17 protein-coding genes, 3 tRNA genes and 1 pseudogene are annotated in these 17918 nt (G+C 57.2%); 15 read left to right on the top strand and 6 right to left on the bottom strand.

All coding sequences use genetic code 11. The annotated features are described in order from the left end of the window. Positions 1 to 60: 60 nt before the first annotated feature. Positions 61 to 552 carry a leucine-responsive transcriptional regulator Lrp gene (gene lrp / locus OKC31_RS16025; protein WP_005300047.1) on the bottom strand — a complete coding sequence of 164 codons (492 nt, stop codon included), beginning with the start codon at positions 550 to 552 and terminating at the stop codon, positions 61 to 63. A gap of 150 nt (positions 553 to 702) precedes the next feature. On the opposite strand from lrp, the gene ald reads away from it, so the two are divergent. From ald to OKC31_RS16010, 3 genes are all read left to right on the top strand, one after another. Continuing rightward, entirely contained in the window at positions 703 to 1818 is a 1116-nt protein-coding gene (gene ald, locus OKC31_RS16020; protein ID WP_005337098.1) for an alanine dehydrogenase, read from the top strand. Between the two features lie 185 nt (positions 1819 to 2003). Then, a complete protein-coding gene (gene trxB, locus OKC31_RS16015; protein ID WP_270657164.1) occupies positions 2004 to 2954 on the top strand; it encodes a thioredoxin-disulfide reductase in 951 nt (316 codons plus the stop codon). Positions 2955 to 3016: 62 nt separating this feature from the next. Then, a complete protein-coding gene (locus OKC31_RS16010) occupies positions 3017 to 4264 on the top strand; it encodes a diguanylate cyclase (RefSeq protein WP_247822650.1) in 1248 nt (415 codons plus the stop codon). A gap of 108 nt (positions 4265 to 4372) precedes the next feature. Here OKC31_RS16010 and OKC31_RS16005 read toward each other — a convergent pair whose 3' ends face one another. Further along, a complete protein-coding gene (locus tag OKC31_RS16005) occupies positions 4373 to 4843 on the bottom strand; it encodes a glycine zipper 2TM domain-containing protein (protein ID WP_247822649.1) in 471 nt (156 codons plus the stop codon). Positions 4844 to 4862: 19 nt separating this feature from the next. Here OKC31_RS16005 and aat point away from each other — a divergent pair, with 19 nt between their 5' ends. From aat to infA, 3 genes are all read left to right on the top strand, one after another. Continuing rightward, positions 4863 to 5570, top strand: coding sequence for a leucyl/phenylalanyl-tRNA--protein transferase (gene aat / locus OKC31_RS16000; protein ID WP_247822648.1), 708 nt, complete (start codon positions 4863 to 4865; stop codon positions 5568 to 5570). After that, positions 5567 to 6283 (top strand): arginyltransferase, encoded by a 717-nt coding sequence (locus OKC31_RS15995; protein ID WP_005351203.1) that lies wholly within the window; start codon positions 5567 to 5569, stop codon positions 6281 to 6283. The genes aat and OKC31_RS15995 overlap by 4 nt, the downstream gene beginning before the upstream one ends. Before the next feature lie 68 nt (positions 6284 to 6351). Further along, positions 6352 to 6570: a translation initiation factor IF-1 gene (gene infA, locus OKC31_RS15990; protein ID WP_005300033.1), complete on the top strand. Its 219-nt coding sequence runs from the start codon at positions 6352 to 6354 to the stop codon at positions 6568 to 6570. A gap of 68 nt (positions 6571 to 6638) precedes the next feature. Here infA and clpA read toward each other — a convergent pair whose 3' ends face one another. Continuing rightward, on the bottom strand, positions 6639 to 8894 hold the full coding sequence (clpA, locus tag OKC31_RS15985) for an ATP-dependent Clp protease ATP-binding subunit ClpA (protein WP_005337110.1): 2256 nt from the start codon (positions 8892 to 8894) through the stop codon (positions 6639 to 6641). Between the two features lie 59 nt (positions 8895 to 8953). Further along, the gene (clpS, locus tag OKC31_RS15980; protein ID WP_005337111.1) at positions 8954 to 9271 is read right to left on the bottom strand and encodes an ATP-dependent Clp protease adapter ClpS; all 318 of its coding nucleotides are present in this window, start codon (positions 9269 to 9271) and stop codon (positions 8954 to 8956) included. Between the two features lie 229 nt (positions 9272 to 9500). Here clpS and cspD point away from each other — a divergent pair, with 229 nt between their 5' ends. Further along, positions 9501 to 9719 (top strand): cold shock-like protein CspD, encoded by a 219-nt coding sequence (cspD, locus tag OKC31_RS15975; protein ID WP_005300025.1) that lies wholly within the window; start codon positions 9501 to 9503, stop codon positions 9717 to 9719. Positions 9720 to 9836: 117 nt separating this feature from the next. Here the strand turns inward: cspD and folD are convergent, their stop codons facing one another. Beyond that, complete coding sequence (gene folD / locus OKC31_RS15970; RefSeq protein WP_064338144.1) at positions 9837 to 10691, bottom strand: bifunctional methylenetetrahydrofolate dehydrogenase/methenyltetrahydrofolate cyclohydrolase FolD; 855 nt, start codon at positions 10689 to 10691, stop codon at positions 9837 to 9839. A 213-nt stretch (positions 10692 to 10904) separates the two neighbouring features. Here folD and OKC31_RS15965 point away from each other — a divergent pair. The 8 genes from OKC31_RS15965 to OKC31_RS15930 all read left to right on the top strand — a co-directional run bounded on the left by OKC31_RS15965 (position 10905) and on the right by OKC31_RS15930 (position 17268). Next, positions 10905 to 10981 (top strand) — tRNA-Pro (locus OKC31_RS15965). 37 nt (positions 10982 to 11018) lie between these two features. Continuing rightward, positions 11019 to 11095 (top strand) — tRNA-Arg (locus OKC31_RS15960). A gap of 53 nt (positions 11096 to 11148) precedes the next feature. Then, positions 11149 to 11224: transfer RNA gene (locus OKC31_RS15955), tRNA-His, on the top strand. Between the two features lie 312 nt (positions 11225 to 11536). After that, positions 11537 to 12247: a two-component system response regulator RstA gene (rstA, locus tag OKC31_RS15950; RefSeq protein WP_247822647.1), complete on the top strand. Its 711-nt coding sequence runs from the start codon at positions 11537 to 11539 to the stop codon at positions 12245 to 12247. A 21-nt stretch (positions 12248 to 12268) separates the two neighbouring features. Then, the gene (rstB, locus tag OKC31_RS15945; RefSeq protein WP_247822646.1) at positions 12269 to 13582 is read left to right on the top strand and encodes a two-component system sensor histidine kinase RstB; all 1314 of its coding nucleotides are present in this window, start codon (positions 12269 to 12271) and stop codon (positions 13580 to 13582) included. Between the two features lie 66 nt (positions 13583 to 13648). Continuing rightward, entirely contained in the window at positions 13649 to 13831 is a 183-nt protein-coding gene (locus OKC31_RS15940) for a hypothetical protein (protein ID WP_076494658.1), read from the top strand. Between the two features lie 153 nt (positions 13832 to 13984). After that, positions 13985 to 16534, top strand: a complete 2550-nt coding sequence (gene mprF / locus OKC31_RS15935) for a bifunctional lysylphosphatidylglycerol flippase/synthetase MprF (RefSeq protein WP_270657162.1) — start codon at positions 13985 to 13987, stop codon at positions 16532 to 16534. Between the two features lie 11 nt (positions 16535 to 16545). Beyond that, complete coding sequence (locus OKC31_RS15930; RefSeq protein ID WP_270657161.1) at positions 16546 to 17268, top strand: AcvB/VirJ family lysyl-phosphatidylglycerol hydrolase; 723 nt, start codon at positions 16546 to 16548, stop codon at positions 17266 to 17268. 292 nt (positions 17269 to 17560) lie between these two features. Here the strand turns inward: OKC31_RS15930 and OKC31_RS15925 are convergent. Further along, positions 17561 to 17663 (bottom strand): annotated as a pseudogene (locus tag OKC31_RS15925). Between the last annotated feature and the right edge of the window lie 255 nt (positions 17664 to 17918).

The raw sequence follows: 17918 nt of genomic DNA, 5'->3' as shown, positions 1-17918 counted from the left end.
CCGCTCGTTTCTGACTGTCATGGTGTCTCATATGGGAAAGATACCACGGCATAACCTGCTTTATCGGGTGCTGATCACCAGACGACTGCTCTGCTTGACCTCTTCCATCACCACGTAGGTGCGGGTGTCATTGACACCGGGCAGACGCAGCAGGGTTTCCCCCAACAGACGGCGGTAAGCCGACATGTCGCTGACTCGGGTCTTGAGCAGATAGTCGAAGTCACCGGAAACCAGATGACACTCCTGGATCTCTTCGAGCACCTGAACAGCCTTGTTGAACTGTTCAAACACATCAGGCGCCCCGCGATTGAGGGTTATCTCTACAAACACCAGCAGAGATGCGTCCAGATAATGAGGGTTCAGAATAGCGGCATATCCTTCGATATAACCTTGTCGCTCGAGGCGACGAACCCGTTCCAGACACGGTGTAGGACTCAGGCCAACTCGCTTGGACAACTCCACATTCGAAATCCTGCCATCCTTTTGCAGTTCATTAAGAATGTTGCGGTCAATCCTGTCCAAATCCTTTAGCCGACTCTTAGCTTCCATCATTTTATTCCATCCTTTGGCTATTTTTTGGTAAGAATCACCAGTCATTTTATAATTATGGTCACAAATCCTGTCAATACCTGAATATACTAGGCGCAAATGTTGGTTAACATTTTGGCAACATGAAACACCAATCTATAGACGAGGGATAGCATGATTATCGGTGTACCTAAAGAGATAAAAAACCATGAATACCGCGTAGGCATGGTTCCGGCCAGTGTACGTGAACTGACAGCACGAAACCATACTGTTTTCGTCCAAAGCGGTGCCGGAAACGGCATTGGCTTCAGCGATGCAGATTATATCGCTGTTGGAGCCGAAATTTTGGCCTCTGCTGCAGAGGTTTTCGCCAAAGCCGAGATGATCGTCAAGGTCAAGGAACCTCAGCCTGTCGAATGTGCCATGCTGCGTCCGGGTCAGACCCTGTTCACCTATCTGCATCTGGCGCCAGACTTGCCCCAGACCGAAGCCCTGCTGAAAAGCGGTGCCATCTGTATCGCCTATGAAACCGTCACCGACGGCCGTGGCGGCCTGCCCCTGCTGGCCCCCATGTCGGAAGTGGCCGGACGCATGTCTATTCAGGCAGGTGCCCAGGCGCTGGAGAAATCCCGCGGCGGTAGCGGTGTGCTGCTGGGCGGCGTACCTGGTGTCGAACCGGCCAAGGTGGTGATCATCGGCGGCGGCGTGGTCGGCTCCAATGCAGCCCGCATGGCCATTGGCCTGCGCGCGGATGTGACCATCCTCGACAACAACGTCGATACCCTGCGTCGTCTCGATAACGAGTTCCAGGGAGCAGCCAAGGTGGTTTACTCCAACAGCGAGACCCTGGAACGCCATCTGCTGGCGGCCGATCTGGTCATCGGCGGCGTGCTGGTGCCGGGTGCCACTGCGCCAAAACTTGTCCGCCGTGACCACATTGCGCGCATGAAGCCGGGTTCTGCCATCGTCGATGTGGCCATCGATCAGGGCGGCTGTGTGGAAACCTCCCACGCCACCACCCACCAGGATCCGACCTATATTGTCGATGAGGTGGTGCACTACTGTGTCGCCAACATGCCTGGGGCAGTGGCCCGCACCTCGACCGTGGCGCTCAACAATGCCACCCTCCCCTTTATCATCAAGCTGGCCCAGCAAGGGTATCGTCAGGCACTGCTGAGCGATCCCAACCTGCTGCACGGGCTCAACGTGATGGAGGGCAAGCTCACCTGCAAGGAAGTGGCCGTGGCACATGGCCTTGCCTACACGGATCCCCTGACCCTGCTGAACTGATCTGCTCTGGCCTGCGCCAGTTGGAGATGAGTGAAAATCCGCCCGCGATGGGCGGTTTTTTTATTCCTTTATTTTGCATGTCACCCCTTGTGAACACGATTAGTGCAATCGACTCACCAGCCTTTGACCCCGGATCACGAATTACCTACAATCGCGCAAACTCATCACATCCCGGAAATGACATCATGAGCCAAGTCACTCACAGCAAATTGCTGATCTTAGGGTCAGGCCCGGCCGGTTACACCGCGGCCGTCTACGCCGCCCGCGCCAACCTCAATCCCCTGCTCATCACCGGCATGCAGCAAGGGGGTCAGCTGACCACCACCACCGAAGTAGAAAACTGGCCAGGTGATCCGGAAGGCCTGACCGGCCCTGCACTGATGGAGCGCATGAAAGAGCATGCAGAGAAGTTCGATACCCGCATCCTGTTTGATCACATCAACAGTGTCGAACTGACTCTGCGCCCGTTCCGTCTCAAGGGCGACAACGGCGAATACACCTGCGATGCCCTGATCATCGCGACCGGCGCTTCCGCCAAGTATCTGGGTCTGCCCTCCGAAGAGGCCTTCAAGGGTCGCGGCGTCTCCGCCTGTGCCACCTGTGACGGTTTCTTCTACCGCAATCAGGAAGTGGCGGTGATCGGCGGCGGCAACACCGCAGTTGAAGAAGCCTTGTATCTGGCCAACATCGCCAAGAAAGTGCACCTGATCCACCGCCGCGACGAATTCCGTGCCGAGAAGATCCTGATCAAGCGTCTGCACGACAAGGTCGCGAGCGGTAACATCGTGCTGCACACCCACCAGACCCTGGACGAAGTGCTGGGCGATCAGATGGGGGTCACCGGTGTGCGCCTGCGCAACACTCAGGACAACAGCACCAGCGAGCTGCCGCTGATGGGCGTCTTCATCGCCATCGGCCACCAACCCAATACCCAGATCTTCGATGGCCAGCTGGAGATGCAAAACGGCTATCTGAAGGTACGTGGCGGCCTCGACGGTTTTGCCACCCAGACCAGCATTGAAGGTGTCTTCGCTGTCGGCGATGTGGCCGACCACAACTACCGTCAGGCGATCACCTCTGCCGGTACCGGCTGCATGGCAGCCCTCGATGCCGAACGCTACCTCGACGCGCAATAAATAAGCGCAGTTGTGATATAAGGCATACCAGTCGGTATGCCTTTTTTATTTGAAGGAGTCTAATGAAACAGAAGATATTGATTGTCGAAGATAGCCTGACCATCCGCCGTATGCTGACTCAGGCCATTGCCCAGCAAACTGGCCTCGAGATTGACGCCTTCGATACCCTCGAAGGCGCCCGTCACTGTCGGGGAGAGGAGTATGTGGTCGCGCTGGTGGACCTGACCTTGCCGGATGCGCCCCGTGGCGAAGCGGTCAACGAGCTGCTGACTCGAGGTTTGCCGGTGGTTATCCTCACTGCCGACATCAGCGAGGATAAACGTGCCGCCTGGCTGGAAACCGGCGTGCTGGACTATGTGATGAAGGATTCGCGCCACTCGCTGCAATATGCCGTCAGTCTGGTGCACCGCCTCTATCTCAACCAGTCCATCGAAGTGCTGGTGGTCGATGACTCACGCACCTCCCGTCACCGCACCATGGCCCAGTTGCGCAAGCAGTTGTTGCAGGTGCATGAGGCCAGTCATGCCCGTGAAGCGATGGCGATGCTGGAGCAACACCCGGACATCCGGCTGGCACTGGTCGACTACTATATGCCGGATATCGATGGCATCAGTCTGGTGCGGATGCTGAGAGAGCGATACAGCAAGCAGCAGCTCGCGATTATCGGGATCTCGGTCTCGGACAAGCGCGGTCTCTCTGCTCGCTACCTCAAGCAAGGCGCCAACGACTTTCTCAACCAGCCGTTCGAGCCGGAAGAGCTGCAGTGTCGGGTCAGCCACAATCTGGAAGCGCTCGAGCAGTTCAACAGCATTCAGGAGTCAGCCAATCGCGACTACCTGACCGGTCTCTACAATCGGCGCTACTGGTTCAACGAAGGGCAAAAATGGTTTGAAGAACATCAGCGCCAGCAGACGCCTCTTGCACTCTGTGTGCTCGATGTGGATCACTTCAAGCAGGTCAACGATCACTGGGGCCATGCCATCGGCGATCAACTGCTCTGCCATCTGACCCGGCTACTGACCCAGTTCTTCCCCGATGCCATGATCGCCCGCTTTGGCGGAGAGGAGTTTGCCATGATGGTGCCTCACTGTACCGTCCCTGTGTTGATCAAGCGTCTTGAAGGGCTGCGTCAGCAGCTGCGCCAGCAACCCTTGTCACCGGAAACCCCGCTCTTTGTTCGCGCCAGTTACGGCGTGATCAGCGTCGGGCGGATATCCATGGACGAGGCGCTGAGCGTAGCGGATCGGCTGCTCTATCAGGCAAAGAACACCGGTCGCGACAAGATAGTCTCTCAAGAGACAACTATCTGAATCCTCAGGGCATCAGTCCCGTGTATTACCGCCCGACAGACTTTCCAACAGGAGAGTCTGCGGGTTCCTTTCCTGCCACAGTCTCCCCATCACCGAGACTATCGAAAGTCAGTAAGTCTTGTCGACCCGCACCCCATCATCGAAGTAGAGAATGCGCACCTTGTCTCCATTGGCAAAGACCATGGTGGGATCATAATCCTGGATCACGTTGATAAGGGCATTTTGCTCGTTGCGGATCAGCAGCTCCACCAGCTTGTTTTCCACCACGGTTCCCCCGGACTGGTATTGCTGCGCAGCCGCAGCTCCCGCCAGCGCCCCGACGACGGTGGCGATTTCACGACCATGACCGCCACCAAACTGGTTGCCCAGCAGACCGCCCAACACGGCACCACCCAGCGTCTTCCAGCCAGAGTGCTCGGACTCCAGGATCTGGCGCTGGGTAATATTGCGCACCGTTTCGACCTGACCAAACACCACCTGATTGACCGGCCGCGCGGTATTGCGCTGGTAGACCTCCGCCCCGGCGGGCGCCGTGACAAAGCAGAGCAAGCTGGATACTATCAGGATAATGGCCTTCATCTATGAACCTCGTTGCCTTATGTCTCGCTATCTTACCCAACTGGATGATGAGCTTTGCTGGTTTCCCGACCCCGGCCATGCGCTGGAAGAGCCCAACGGCTTGCTGGCGATCGGCGGGGATCTCTCCCCTGCCAGATTGCTGGCAGCTTATCACAAGGGGATCTTCCCGTGGAATGAACCCCACCAGCCGACCCTGTGGTGGTCACCGGATCCCCGCGGGGTGATCCGTCCCGACCAACTCCATGTGGGGCGGACACTGCAGAAGATTATCCGCCGTACCCCATTCGATATTTCTGTCAATCGCGCCTTTAATGAAGTAATTACTGCCTGTGCCGCCCCTCGTCGCACTGCCGATGGCACCTGGATCAGCCAGCCCATGATCGAAGCCTACCAGCAGTTGCATCGGCTGGGTCATGCACACTCTATCGAGATCTGGCAGGAGGGAGAGCTGCAAGCGGGACTGTATGGCCTATCTATCGGCCGACTGTTTTGCGGTGAATCCATGTTCAGCCGGATTGATAACGGCGCCAAACTTGCCATGGTGGCACTCTGTCGCCACTTCGCCCGCCATCACGGCGCCCTCATCGATTGCCAGATGCAGAACCCGTTTCTGGCGACCCTGGGTATCGAGGAGTGGCCACGGGCCCGTTTTCTGGCTGAGCTGGCGCGCCTTGGCCATCAACCACTATTGGCTTCCTGCTGGCAAGAGGGGGAGATCAGCTTATGACTGAAGAAGTGATCCTCAAAGTAGGGCTGACTCCCAAGCATCCCTGCAGTTATCTGGACCATGAACAGGAGCAGTTGCTGGTGCTGATGGATCACAATCTGCTCAACGCCAACGGTTACGAGCGATTGTTGACTGCCGGTTTTCGCCGCAGTGGCAACGACATCTATCGCCCCCACTGCCCGGCGTGCCATGCCTGCCAGTCCCTTCGTATTCACAGTGAACACTTTCGTCCCAGCCGCGGCCAGAAGCGGATCCGTCAGCTCAACAGGGATATCGAGATCGTCCTGAGCTACGATGACAAACCCGAGTATTACCTGCTCTACGAACGCTATATCCGCGAACGCCATCACGATGGCAGCATGTATCCCCCCAACCGCAGCCAGTATCGCGGGTTTCTCCATTGTGACTGGATGCCGCCACTCTATCTGGAAATGCGCAAGGAGGGCCGTCTTATCGGCGTGGCCACCACAGACCTGCTACCCCACTCCTTGAGCGCCATGTACACCTTCTTCGACCCCGATTATGCCGATCGCTCCCTGGGCACCTTTGCCATCCTCTGCCAGCTCGATCTGGCCAGGCGAACCGGGCGAAGCTGGCTCTATCTTGGCTATCTGGTAGAGGCGTGTCGCAAGATGAATTACAAACGCAATTACCTCCCTCATGAGCTGTTAATTCAGGGGGAATGGAAAAATATCGACACCAAGCCCGAGTAAACTTTACACATAGCCTTAAATCCGGCATGATCCAGCGGTTTTTTGTTGTGGCTTATCAAGAGGATTCAATGGCTAAAGAAGACAGTATTGAGATGCAGGGCACTATTCTCGAGACCCTGCCCAATACCATGTTCCGTGTGGAACTGGAGAATGGTCACGTGGTTATCGCTCATATTTCAGGCAAGATGCGCAAAAACTACATTCGTATCCTGACTGGAGACAAAGTAACGGTAGCACTGACTCCCTACGATCTCTCCAAGGGACGTATTGTTTTCCGCTCTCGCTAAGCCAGGAATTCAGCAAAAAACCCCAACCTTTCGGTTGGGGTTTTTTGTCGTTTTCTGATCACTGACGCTTAGTGGGAAACAGCTTCAACATTGACCTGAAAATCAAAGCTGAGGCTGTCATTTACCAACTCAACCTTCACAATTCCCCCGTCAACCAGTGAGCCGAACAGGATCTCGTTGGCCAGGGGTTTCTTGAGGTGCTCCTGGATTACCCGACCCATCGGTCTGGCGCCCATGGCTCTGTCATACCCCTTCTCCGCCAACCAGTGGCGGGCACGCTCGGACACCTCGAGAGAAACACCCTTCGCATCCAGTTGAACCTGTAATTCGACAATGAACTTGTCGACCACCTGATGGATCACCGTCATATCCAGATGGTTGAACCAGATGGTGTGATCAAGCCGGTTACGAAACTCCGGACTGAAGGTCTTGTTGATCACCGCCATGGCATCGTGGCTCAAATCCTGTTGCTGGAAGCCAATCGATTTGCGCTGGGTCTCCTGCACACCGGCGTTGGTGGTCATTACCAGGATCACATTACGGAAATCTGCCTTGCGCCCGTTGTTATCGGTCAGGGTTCCGTTGTCCATCACCTGCAACAACAGGTTGAACACATCCGGGTGAGCCTTCTCAATCTCGTCGAGCAACACTACCGAGTGAGGATGCTTGATCACCGCATCGGTCAGCAGACCACCCTGCTCAAAACCAACGTAGCCAGGAGGCGCACCAATCAGACGTGAGACGGTGTGACGTTCCATGTACTCGGACATATCAAAACGCAGCATCTCGACACCCAATGCCTTGCCCAACTGCTGGGTCACCTCTGTTTTGCCAACACCGGTAGGACCGGCAAACAGGAAGCAACCAACCGGGCGACGCTCGTTGCCAAGTCCTGAACGAGAGAGGCGAATCGCATCGGTCAGCACCTCGATGGCTTTATCCTGACCAAAGACCACCATCTTCAGATTGCGCTCCAGGTTCTTCAGCACCTCTTTATCCGAGGAAGAAACTGATTTCTCCGGAATGCGGGCGATCTTGGCTACGATGGACTCAATTTCCTGCACATTGATCACTTTCTTGCGCTTGCTCGCCGGCAGCAACCGCTGACCGGCACCCGCTTCGTCGATCACGTCGATCGCCTTGTCGGGCAAGTGACGATCATTGATGTACTTGGCAGAGAGCTCGGCAGCTGCCCGGATCGCCTTGGCGGTATAGCGCACGCCGTGGTGAGCTTCATAGCGACTCTTGAGGCCCATCAGGATGCGAGTGGTGTCATCGATAGTCGGCTCGACAATATCGATCTTCTGGAAGCGACGGGCCAGCGCACGGTCTTTCTCGAAGATCTGGGCGTACTCCTGATAAGTGGTGGATCCCACACAGCGGAGCAAACCATTGGAGAGCAGCGGCTTGATCAGGTTGGCTGCATCCAGCTGACCACCGGATGCCGCACCGGCACCGATGATGGTATGGATCTCGTCGATAAAGAGGATGGCCCCTTCCTGACGCTCAATCTGCTTGAGCAGTACCTTGAGGCGCTTCTCGAAATCACCACGGTACTTGGTGCCCGCCAGCAGAGAACCCATATCCAGCGAATAGATGGTACTGCCCGCAATCACCTCGGGGACATCCCCCTTGACGATGCGATAGGCCAAACCTTCGGCAATAGCGGTTTTGCCCACACCCGCTTCACCCACCAGCAGCGGGTTGTTCTTGCGACGACGGCAGAGCACCTGAATGGTACGATTGAGCTCCTGATCACGGCCAATCAGCGGATCGATGCGCCCTTCCAGCACCAGCTGGTTCAGGTTGGTGGCAAAGCTCTCGATCTGTGCGGCCGAGACATCATCATCAGACTCGGGATTGTTATTACTGCCGAGATCAGGCTTGCTGTCCTTGCGCACCCCGTGGGAGAGGAAATTGACGACGTCGAGACGGCTGATCTCGGCTTTTTTCAGGAAATAGGCAGCTTGTGACTCCTGCTCACTGAAGATAGCGACTAGCACGTTGGCGCCGCTGACTTCGGTATTGCCGGAGGATTGCACATGGAAGACGGCACGCTGCAACACGCGCTGGAAGCCCAGTGTCGGCTGGGTTTCACGATCTTCATCATCGCGCGGTATGAGCGGAGTAGTTTGGGTGATGAATGCGCGGATCTCCTTGCGCATCTGCTCAACATCGGCACCACAGGAGCTCAGCGCCTCATGGGCTGAACTGTTATCCAGAAGGGCTAACAACAGGTGCTCGACGGTCATGAATTCGTGGCGCTCGTCACGGGCCAGTTTGAAAGCCTCGTTCAGCGTCTTTTCTAGATCTTTATTCAACATAGGCACCTCCCCTAGTACAGCTACAATGTGGTGTCACACTCGCCATCAAGTCATCAGATTCAAGCCTTTTCCATAGTACAGAGCAGTGGATGTTCGTTGTTACGTGCATAGGTGTTGACCTGGACAACCTTGGTTTCGGCGATCTCTGCGGTAAACATGCCGCAGACACCCTTACCACTATAATGCACACTCAGCATGACCTGAGTCGCCTTGTCCAAATCCATACCAAAGAACTTTTGCAGCACCTCCACCACAAACTCCATGGGCGTGTAGTCATCGTTGTTCAACACAACCTTATACATGGGTGGCGGCTGCAGCTTTGTTTTCTCTGCTTCTGCAATCTCTTCATTAGCAAAGAGTTCTTTCTGCTTGCTCATAATCGCGCTTTGGTACCTCTAGATTACTACCGTCTAACACAAGGTTGTCAATAGACTTGTTAACCAGATCACATCAGTTGTTAACAACTCCTTGACTCGCTCAAAAGTTAGACTAGATTGGTTACTTGCTAATCTGTGCCCGTCTGCTATGGGCTCATGTCCCTAGTTATAAAGGGCTGGCGCAGGTTACTCAACGACTTCTGGGTAATCAATAAAAGGATGTAGAAGTATGGCAACCGGCACAGTTAAGTGGTTTAACAACGCAAAAGGATTTGGGTTTATCTGTCCGGAAGGGGGCGGTGAGGATATCTTCGCTCACTACTCCACGATTCAAATGGAGGGCTACAAGACCCTGAAAGCGGGTCAGGCTGTCAATTTTGAACTGCAACAGGGGCCGAAAGGAAATCACGCCTCTGTGATTGTGCCAAACGAAGCACAAAATATGTAAATAACGCCCGTTGGATAAATAAAAAACCGGTTCCTCTCTGAGCAACCGGTTTTTTATTGTCAGATTTCTGGCGAATCCTGCCTCCTCACGGGATCACAGGGTTATCACCAGCCATGATCAGTCGTGATATTCACTACAGGCGATCAGGGTATTTTCCATCAGGCTGGCGACCGTCATCGGGCCCACGCCACCGGGTACCGGGGTAATGAAGGCGGCATGGCTGCGCGCCGTCTCAAACTCTACATCCCCGACCAGCGAGCCATCAGCCAGACGGTTGATGCCCACATCGATCACCAGTGCCCCCGGTTTGATCCACTCCCCAGGAATGAAGTTGGGCTTGCCAACCGCAACAACCAACAGATCGGCACGGCGTACCTGCTCTTCCAGATCCCGCGTAAAACGATGGCAGGTCGTGGTTGTGCAGCCCGCCAGCAACAATTCGAGGGTCATAGGACGCCCCACTATGTTGGACGCTCCCACCACGACAGCATGCAGACCGTGCGTCTTCACGCCGGTGGTCTCGATCAGCGTCATGATCCCTTTCGGAGTGCAGGGGCGCAGCGCCGGAATACGTTGGGCCAGACGGCCGACGTTATACGGGTGGAATCCATCTACATCCTTGTCAGGCTGGATCCGCTCCAGCACCTGAGTGGTATCAAAGTGATCCGGCAACGGCAGCTGAACCAGAATGCCATCTACGTGGCTATCCGCATTCAGCTGATCAATCAGCGCTAGCAGCTCTTCCTGACTGGCGGTTGCACTCAGATCATAGGAGCGGGAGAGAAAACCCACCTCCTCGCACGCCCGACGTTTGCTGCCGACATAGACCTGAGAGGCGGGATCCGCCCCCACCAGAATAACTGCCAGCCCTGGAGCCCGTTTCCCTGCCGCCAACCGCTGTTGGACTTGCGCCGCGACCTGGCTGCGAATCGTTTGCGCAACCTGTTTTCCATCTATGATTTTGGCAGACATCGTTCTCCACTCACCATGTGTTCAACTGCCGCGCATTGTCGCATTTTTTTAGCCGGGATGTTAGCGGCAGACGCACGCCAGACCTGTAGCGGGCAATAAGTAGGCACTTGAATTTACTGGGGGAAAAAGTCGTTGACGCCGGCCCTTACGCTTGGCTATGATGCCCGCCCGTTGCCCAGTACGACTCTTGTCGATATGCTGGTTAGGGACTTTCGGTGATTAGCGCAGTCCGGTAGCGCATCTGGTTTGGGACCAGAGGGTCAAAGGTTCGAATCCTTTATCACCGACCATGTTCATCGACTCGTCGTCAAGACGTGTTGATACAAAGCGCCCTTAGCTCAGTTGGATAGAGCAACGGCCTTCTAAGCCGTGGGTCGCAGGTTCGAATCCTGCAGGGCGCGCCATTGATGTTCCCCTTTCCTTTTGGATTGGCGAGCGTTGATGAAAAATTTCAGTGGTGGCTGTAGCTCAGTTGGTAGAGTCCCGGATTGTGATTCCGGTTGTCGTGGGTTCGAGCCCCATCAGCCACCCCATTATTCTGTCGATAATCGCCGCAAGGTGGTGTCCATCGACTTGGTGCAGTGACCTTCTGGTCTGCTCCGCGAAAAACCGGCCTTGGCCGGTTTTTTGTTTTGTGCCAGGCAGCGCCTTGCCTTGTCTGCAAGGCAATCATCCTCCTGATCGATAAACGCGGCTCCGCCCATTTGTCACGCTTCGCGCTCCCCGTCGATACACAGCCACACTCCCCCGCACATCAGCCTGCCCGGTTCTTTTTCTGTATTTCCCAAGCGCCATTGATATGCTGATCGCTCTTCTTTTCTCCTGCTTTCCGTTGGAGCTTTTCTATGCAACGCATTCTTTTTGTCGAAGATGATCCCGAGATTGGCCAGCTCATCAGCAGTTGGCTCGGTCGCCACGATATGGACGTGATCCTCGAGCCCAGAGGAGATATGGCACTGGCCCGGGTAGAGGCCGAACAGCCCGATCTGGTGCTGCTCGATATCATGTTGCCGGGGCAAGATGGCATGTCCCTCTGTCGGGATCTTCGGCCACGCTTCGACGGCCCCATCGTAATGCTCACCTCGCTTGATAGCGACATGAACCAGATCCTGAGTCTGGAGCTGGGCGCCAACGACTACATCCTCAAAACGACACCACCACCGGTGCTGCTGGCCCGACTTCGGGTGCAATTTCGCCAGCACCAGCAAGCATCAACCCAACCGGCCGCCACCAGCAGCGTTCCCCAGCAACTGCAATTTGGTCGGCTGCGGGTGGATGGCCCGGGGCGAGATGTGCGGCTCAATGGCAAGAGCGTTGCCCTATCGACCGCCGACTTTGATCTGCTGTGGGAGCTCGCCTGCCACGCGGGCCAAATCTTGAGTCGGGAAGCCCTCTTTCGCAGCTTGCGCGGCCGGGAGTACGACGGTCAGGATCGCAGCATGGATGTGGCCATCTCCCGCCTGCGCCGCAAACTGGGTGATAACCCCGACCACCCGACCCGGATCAAGACGGTGCGCCAGAAAGGCTACCTCTTCGTCCCCCACGCCTGGGAATAACCCTCTTTCGGGAGCACCGCCATGCGCCGTCTCTTTATCCAGTTCTATCTGTTGCTGATCGGCTGCTTCACCCTCGCCATCCTGCTGGTGGGTATGGTCTATCAGGTGACCGCCGAACGGGCGGGTGATCGCTATCTCGAACGCATGATGCAGGGCTCTCTTGGCCTGTTGACCGGCGAGTTGGCAAGAACCCCGCCAGAGCGCTGGCCCGATCGGCTGGCCGAGCAAAGCAGTCAGTTTACCCTCCCCCTCAAGATCGGCGAGCTGGTGCGCCAGCCCCTGGCCAGCGAGGATCAGGCCTTTCTGGCTGCTGGCAACATTGTCATCGTCGAGGAGGATGACACCTTCCTGCAGCGCATCCCCGATACCGACCGGGTGCTGATTGTCGGCCCTGTACCCTACCTCTCCTACCTGCACGAGCTGCACTGGGTCGATGTGGGACTGCTGCTGGTGATCGGCCTCTCTCTCGGCCTACCCATCCTTCTGTGGCTGCGTCCCCACTGGCGCGGCTTGCAACAGTTGGAGCAAACCGCACGTCGCGTAGGTGATGGGGATCTCTCCTGCCGAACCAATCTGCCACCGGGCAGCAGTCTGGCCCGGGTGGGACGCACCTTCGATCAAATGGCGACCCAATTGCAGGCCATGATTGCCAGCCGCAAGCAACTGACCGATGCCATCGCCCACGAGTTGCGCACCCCGCTGGTCCGGTTGCGCTATCGGCTTGCCATGCTCGATCCTGCCCCTGCCGAGCAGGAGCAGCAGGCGCTGGAGCGAGATCTGGGAGCGCTGGACGCTCTGATCGAAGAGATGCTCACCTACGCCAAGCTGGACAGGCCGGAGCTGCCGTTGCAGCGGGACGAGCTGGAGCTCAGCAACTGGGCACAAGCGCATCTTGGTGACTGGCAGGCGCTGTCACCCGAGAAGAGGCTCACCCTCGATCTGCCGCCACGCCACATGCCCTGGTGCGGCGATCAGCGTCTGCTGACGCGCGCAGTGGAGAACCTCATCGGCAATGCTCTGCGCTACGCCGAGAGCGAGGTTACCCTCTCCATCTCGCGGCTGCAGGAGAACTATCTGCTTGAGGTGAACGACGATGGACCGGGGATCGAGCCCGCGCTGGCGCCCCAGATCTTCGAACCATTCGTGCGCCTTGATCAGAGCCGGGATCGTCGCACCGGCGGCACCGGACTGGGGCTGGCCATCGTGCGCAGCATTGCCCGTCATCACGGGGGGGATGTGGCGCTGCTGGCCAGTGACCACGGCGCCCGCTTCTGCCTCACCCTGCCTGTACATTTGGATACAAACCGTCACCAACCGCTCACTGAAGGGCCGTAACAACCGTCATAGGATGACTGTCATGGAGAACGCTCCATAACATCAACCCGAATAAGGAAATTGAACATGAAAAAGATCATTCCCCTGACCCTGGCAGCCGTCTTCGCCCTCACTTCCGGTTTCACCATGGCGGCCACTCCGACCAAGACAGCCACACCGCAGGCGACCCAGACCAAGGTGGTGAAAAAACACCATAAAACCACCCACGCCAAGACCCCAGCCGTCAAAGTCGCGCCGAAAACCAAGTGATCCAACCGGTCACTGGATAACATAGAGGGAGGCTGACGCCTCCCTTTCCATCTCTTCCCGAAATTTTCCTGGCGAGCGCCTCCCTCGTCCAAACCGGATCCACGACCCGGCTCCCCCTTTGCGGGACACGGTCAATGACCACAGGAACATGGCATGTGGCGTCATCTGCTTAAATGGCTCGGCCCCGTGTGCAGCTTGCTGCTGCTCGGCACAGCACTGACCGTGCTGTATCACCTGACCCAGACATGGCACTGGCACGATATTCGTGTGGCCATCTGGTCCCAACCCCTGCCGCGACTGGCGGGCGCCCTGTTGCTTACCCTGCTCAGTTATGGTTGCCTCTGCAGCTATGACATGCTGGCGCTCCATGCGCTGGGCAAGCGCCTTCCCTGGCAACAGGTCAGCATCACCTCCTTTATCGCCTACACCTTCTCCAACACCCTGGGATTTGCCCTGCTGACCGGCACCTCGGTACGCTATCGCCTCTACTCTGCACTGGGGCTCGCCACCGGGGAAGTGGCCCGCGTGGTGCTGTTCTGCTCCATCACCTTCTTCCTCGGCCTGTTGGCGTGGGGAGGTGGTGCCCTACTGACCTGCGATGTATCACAGCTGCTGCCTGACTGGCCGCAATGGGCAGATACTCTACTCAGGCTGGCGGGCGTCATGGCTCTGCTGTTGGTGGCCAGCTACCTCTGCTGGCCCGCCCCACGTCTCTCCTGGCGCGAACACAGCCTGATCCTGCCCGGGATAAAGGTACGCCTGCTGCAGCTGCTGGTCGCGCTGGCGGACTGGATGGCCGCCGCCGCCGTGCTGTTTGTGCTGTTACCCGCCGATAGCGTCCCCTACCCCGTGCTGCTCAGTGCCTTCGTGCTGGCCAGCTTCCTCGGGGTACTGGCCCACGTGCCGGGTGGGATCGGCGTGTTCGAAGCGAGCATGAGCCTGCTGCTGGCCCACTACCTGCCAACCGACAATCTGCTCGCCTCGCTGCTGCTCTATCGCTGCATCTATTATCTGCTTCCCTTTCTCTGTGCCCTGCTGCTCTTTACCAGTCAGGAGATGCTGCAACAAAAAGCGCGCTGGCAGCGGCTACAAGGGCTGATGAGCGCAGTACGCGAATTTCTGCCCGCCCTTATCAGCATGGGCACCTTCGCCGCTGGCAGCCTACTGCTCTGCTCGGGGATGATCCCGACCATGCGCAGCCACATCGAAGTGTGGCTGCAGGTGTTGCCGCTCCATCTGCTCGAGCTCTCCCACGTGCTCGGCAGCGTGAGCGGTATCCTCCTGATCCTGCTGGCTCGCAGCCTCTATCGCCGTCACGACGCCGCGTTTCGCATCACCCAGCTGCTGCTGGCTCTGGGTATCGCCTTCTCCCTGCTCAAGGGGGGAGACTGGGAGTCAGCCCTGCTGCTTGGCAGCTTCCTGCTCATCATGACCCCTTGCCGTTCCCTCTTCTATCGCAAGGGGTCACTGCTCTATCCCCAGTACACCCCGGGCTGGCTCATTTCAGTCGGCGCCGTGCTGCTGGGGGCGCTGTGGCTGCTGCTCTTCTCCTATCGTCAGGTGGAGTATGACCACGCCCTCTGGTTCCACTTCTCGCCCCACGGCGGGGCTGCCCGCGGCCTGCGCGCCATGGGGAGCGTGGTGGCCGTGCTGGCCGTGGCCGGAGTTGCCCAATTGCTTGCACCGCTGCGCATGGTCGGTGAAAAGCCGGACAAGGAGACGCTGGCGCGCGCCCACGAACTGGTGGTGCGTGAAGGGGGGATCCACGGCTATCTGGCCCAGTTGCAGGACAAGTCCCTGCTGTTCCACCCCGCCGGTGACGCCTTCCTGATGTATGGCATCGAGGGCAACAGCTGGATTGTGATGGGGGATCCCGTCGGTCGCCCCGAGCAGATCGAAGAACTGCTCTGGCAATTTCGCGAGCGCTGCGACGAGCACGACGCCAACCCGGTCTTTTATCAGGTCTCGGCCCGCTATCTTCCGCTCTATCTGGAGCTGGGGCTGATCCCCTTCAAGCTTGGTGAAGAGGCGATGGTCGATCTGGCCACCTTCGATCTGGCAGGCAGCCGGCTGCGCAACCTGCGCCAGAGCCACGCCAAGGGCAAGCGGGAAGGGTTGACCTTCGAGGTGGTCGAGGCAAGTGCCGTGGCCCCCCTGCTGCCCAGATTGCAGACCGTCTCCGATACCTGGCTGCAGAGCAAGATGGGCAAGGAGAAGGGCTTCTCGGTCGGCCGTTTCGAGCCTGACTACCTGACTTTGAGCCCGGCTGCGCTGGTATGGCACGAGGGGCAGATCGTCGGCTTTGCCAACCTCTGGGTGAGCGATAGCAAGGAGATGCTCTCCATCGATCTGATGCGCTACAGCCTGGATACCGGCACTGCCCCCATCATGGATTTTCTCTTTGTCGAACTGCTGCTGTGGGGCAAGGCGCAAGGGTACGCCAGCTTCAATCTGGGGATGGCCCCCATGTCCGGCTTCAACGATCACCCGCTCAACAGCTACTGGGCCCGCCTTGGCAATACCCTGTTCATCCGTGGCAGCCGTTTTTACAACTTTCAGGGGCTCAGACGCTACAAGGAGAAATTTTCGCCCCGCTGGGAACCCCGCTACCTGCTCTGCAGCAGCAAGCTGGTACTGCCCAGAACCCTGACTCACCTGATCACCCTGATTAGCCGCGGCCCGTTGGGGCTGATCAAGAAATAGGAGCATGGCCAATGAGAGCCCTGATTTTGCTGTTACTCAGTCTCGTACTGCCCGTTTCATCTTTTGCGGCGCATGCCGCCCCGGTCAAGGATGACCTGAGCCTGATTGAGCTGCCGGTCAAGCAGCCATCCGACGCCCCCATGGTGGTGTTTCTCAGCGGCGATGGCGGCTGGGCGGCCCTCGACAAGGGGTTGAGCGCCCAGTTTCAGCTGCACGGCATGCCGGTCGTGGGCTGGAGCTCCCTCACCTACTACTGGAAGAAGAAAACCCCGGAGCAGGTGACCGCCGATCTGGAGCGGATCCTCGACGATTATCAAGCCCGCTGGCAGCGCCCCCGCTGGCTGCTGGTCGGCTTCTCGTTTGGTGCCGAGATTGCCCCCTTCGTCATCAACCGGTTGCCGGAGCACTATCGTCAAGGGCTGGTCGGGGCCGTGATGCTCTCCCCCTCCACCAGCTCGGACTTCGAGATCCACGTCAGCGACATGCTGACCCACAAGACCCGCAGCTACCCGACCGAACCGCAGGTGAAGACCATCCGCGACCTGCCGATGCTCTGCCTGCAAGGAGCCGATGACGATGACGGCGACCGCCTCTGCCCCCGTCTCAACCAGCCCAACGTCACCAGCGTCACCCTGCCGGGAGGACACCATTTTGACGATAACTACCCCCAGCTCTATCAGGCCATCACCAAGCATCTGAACCTGCCCTCGGATCCGCTGACTGTGGAGCATTAATCCGTATCACTACGGAATGCCTTTTAAGTACCGAGCAGGGCAAATCAGCGAGCAATGAAAAGGGCCTCTCTTTCGAGAGGCCCTTTTACTGAATTGGGCGGAAACTTTAAAAGGATCGACCAATGGGTTGGCCGTGGCGTCAAGGTCACCGAGGCATTTCACTGCGATTGCCCAAGCGGTTCAGCCAGATGCTGGGCTATCAACAATGAGGATTTGCAGTCCTATGCTGACAACCGCTCGGGATTGCGCCATAAAACAAAAGCCCTGATGCTTCCATCAGGGCTTTGCAATGTGGCGGTGAGGGAGGGATTCGAACCCTCATTCTCGTACATCACAGCACAAATATAACCTTCAATTTCAATAGCTTACGCATTTTTTACCGAAATAAAAGCTACATAATTGTCTCAGGTAATTGCTATGAGACTTATCGTACTTTTATATAGGAAATTAATTAAATGTCAACCACATAGGTTGTGGCAATTGACTGCGTTGTAGCTCCTATCTGACCGATGCAAAGGCACTTGGAGAAACTGCTTAACACAAAAATCTGTCTTGTATGGGGTCAGATAAGCTCTAAATAGCTGTTCCGAATAGTAGATCACCGGAGGAAGGGAACTCAGTCCAGTTTGTGCGATCTGATTAGTCGCTAA

It is taken from the genome of Aeromonas sp. Y293-4 (assembly GCF_027705905.1).
Lineage (GTDB): Bacteria > Pseudomonadota > Gammaproteobacteria > Enterobacterales > Aeromonadaceae > Aeromonas > Aeromonas veronii.
The sequence above is the reverse complement of the archived record's forward strand: the minus strand, read 5'-3'. Positions and strand labels throughout refer to the sequence as shown.

Excerpts from the sequence above, each read along its gene's own strand:
- lrp (WP_005300047.1), bottom strand. The coding sequence starts at position 552 with ATGATGGAAGCTAAGAGTCGGCTAAAGGATTTGGACAGGATTGACCGC.
- ald (WP_005337098.1), top strand. The coding sequence starts at position 703 with ATGATTATCGGTGTACCTAAAGAGATAAAAAACCATGAATACCGCGTA.
- trxB (WP_270657164.1), top strand. The coding sequence starts at position 2,004 with ATGAGCCAAGTCACTCACAGCAAATTGCTGATCTTAGGGTCAGGCCCG.
- OKC31_RS16010 (WP_247822650.1), top strand. The coding sequence starts at position 3,017 with ATGAAACAGAAGATATTGATTGTCGAAGATAGCCTGACCATCCGCCGT.
- OKC31_RS16005 (WP_247822649.1), bottom strand. The coding sequence starts at position 4,843 with ATGAAGGCCATTATCCTGATAGTATCCAGCTTGCTCTGCTTTGTCACG.
- aat (WP_247822648.1), top strand. The coding sequence starts at position 4,863 with ATGTCTCGCTATCTTACCCAACTGGATGATGAGCTTTGCTGGTTTCCC.
- OKC31_RS15995 (WP_005351203.1), top strand. The coding sequence starts at position 5,567 with ATGACTGAAGAAGTGATCCTCAAAGTAGGGCTGACTCCCAAGCATCCC.
- infA (WP_005300033.1), top strand. The coding sequence starts at position 6,352 with ATGGCTAAAGAAGACAGTATTGAGATGCAGGGCACTATTCTCGAGACC.
- clpA (WP_005337110.1), bottom strand. The coding sequence starts at position 8,894 with ATGTTGAATAAAGATCTAGAAAAGACGCTGAACGAGGCTTTCAAACTG.
- clpS (WP_005337111.1), bottom strand. The coding sequence starts at position 9,271 with ATGAGCAAGCAGAAAGAACTCTTTGCTAATGAAGAGATTGCAGAAGCA.
- cspD (WP_005300025.1), top strand. The coding sequence starts at position 9,501 with ATGGCAACCGGCACAGTTAAGTGGTTTAACAACGCAAAAGGATTTGGG.
- folD (WP_064338144.1), bottom strand. The coding sequence starts at position 10,691 with ATGTCTGCCAAAATCATAGATGGAAAACAGGTTGCGCAAACGATTCGC.
- rstA (WP_247822647.1), top strand. The coding sequence starts at position 11,537 with ATGCAACGCATTCTTTTTGTCGAAGATGATCCCGAGATTGGCCAGCTC.
- rstB (WP_247822646.1), top strand. The coding sequence starts at position 12,269 with ATGCGCCGTCTCTTTATCCAGTTCTATCTGTTGCTGATCGGCTGCTTC.
- OKC31_RS15940 (WP_076494658.1), top strand. The coding sequence starts at position 13,649 with ATGAAAAAGATCATTCCCCTGACCCTGGCAGCCGTCTTCGCCCTCACT.
- mprF (WP_270657162.1), top strand. The coding sequence starts at position 13,985 with ATGTGGCGTCATCTGCTTAAATGGCTCGGCCCCGTGTGCAGCTTGCTG.
- OKC31_RS15930 (WP_270657161.1), top strand. The coding sequence starts at position 16,546 with ATGAGAGCCCTGATTTTGCTGTTACTCAGTCTCGTACTGCCCGTTTCA.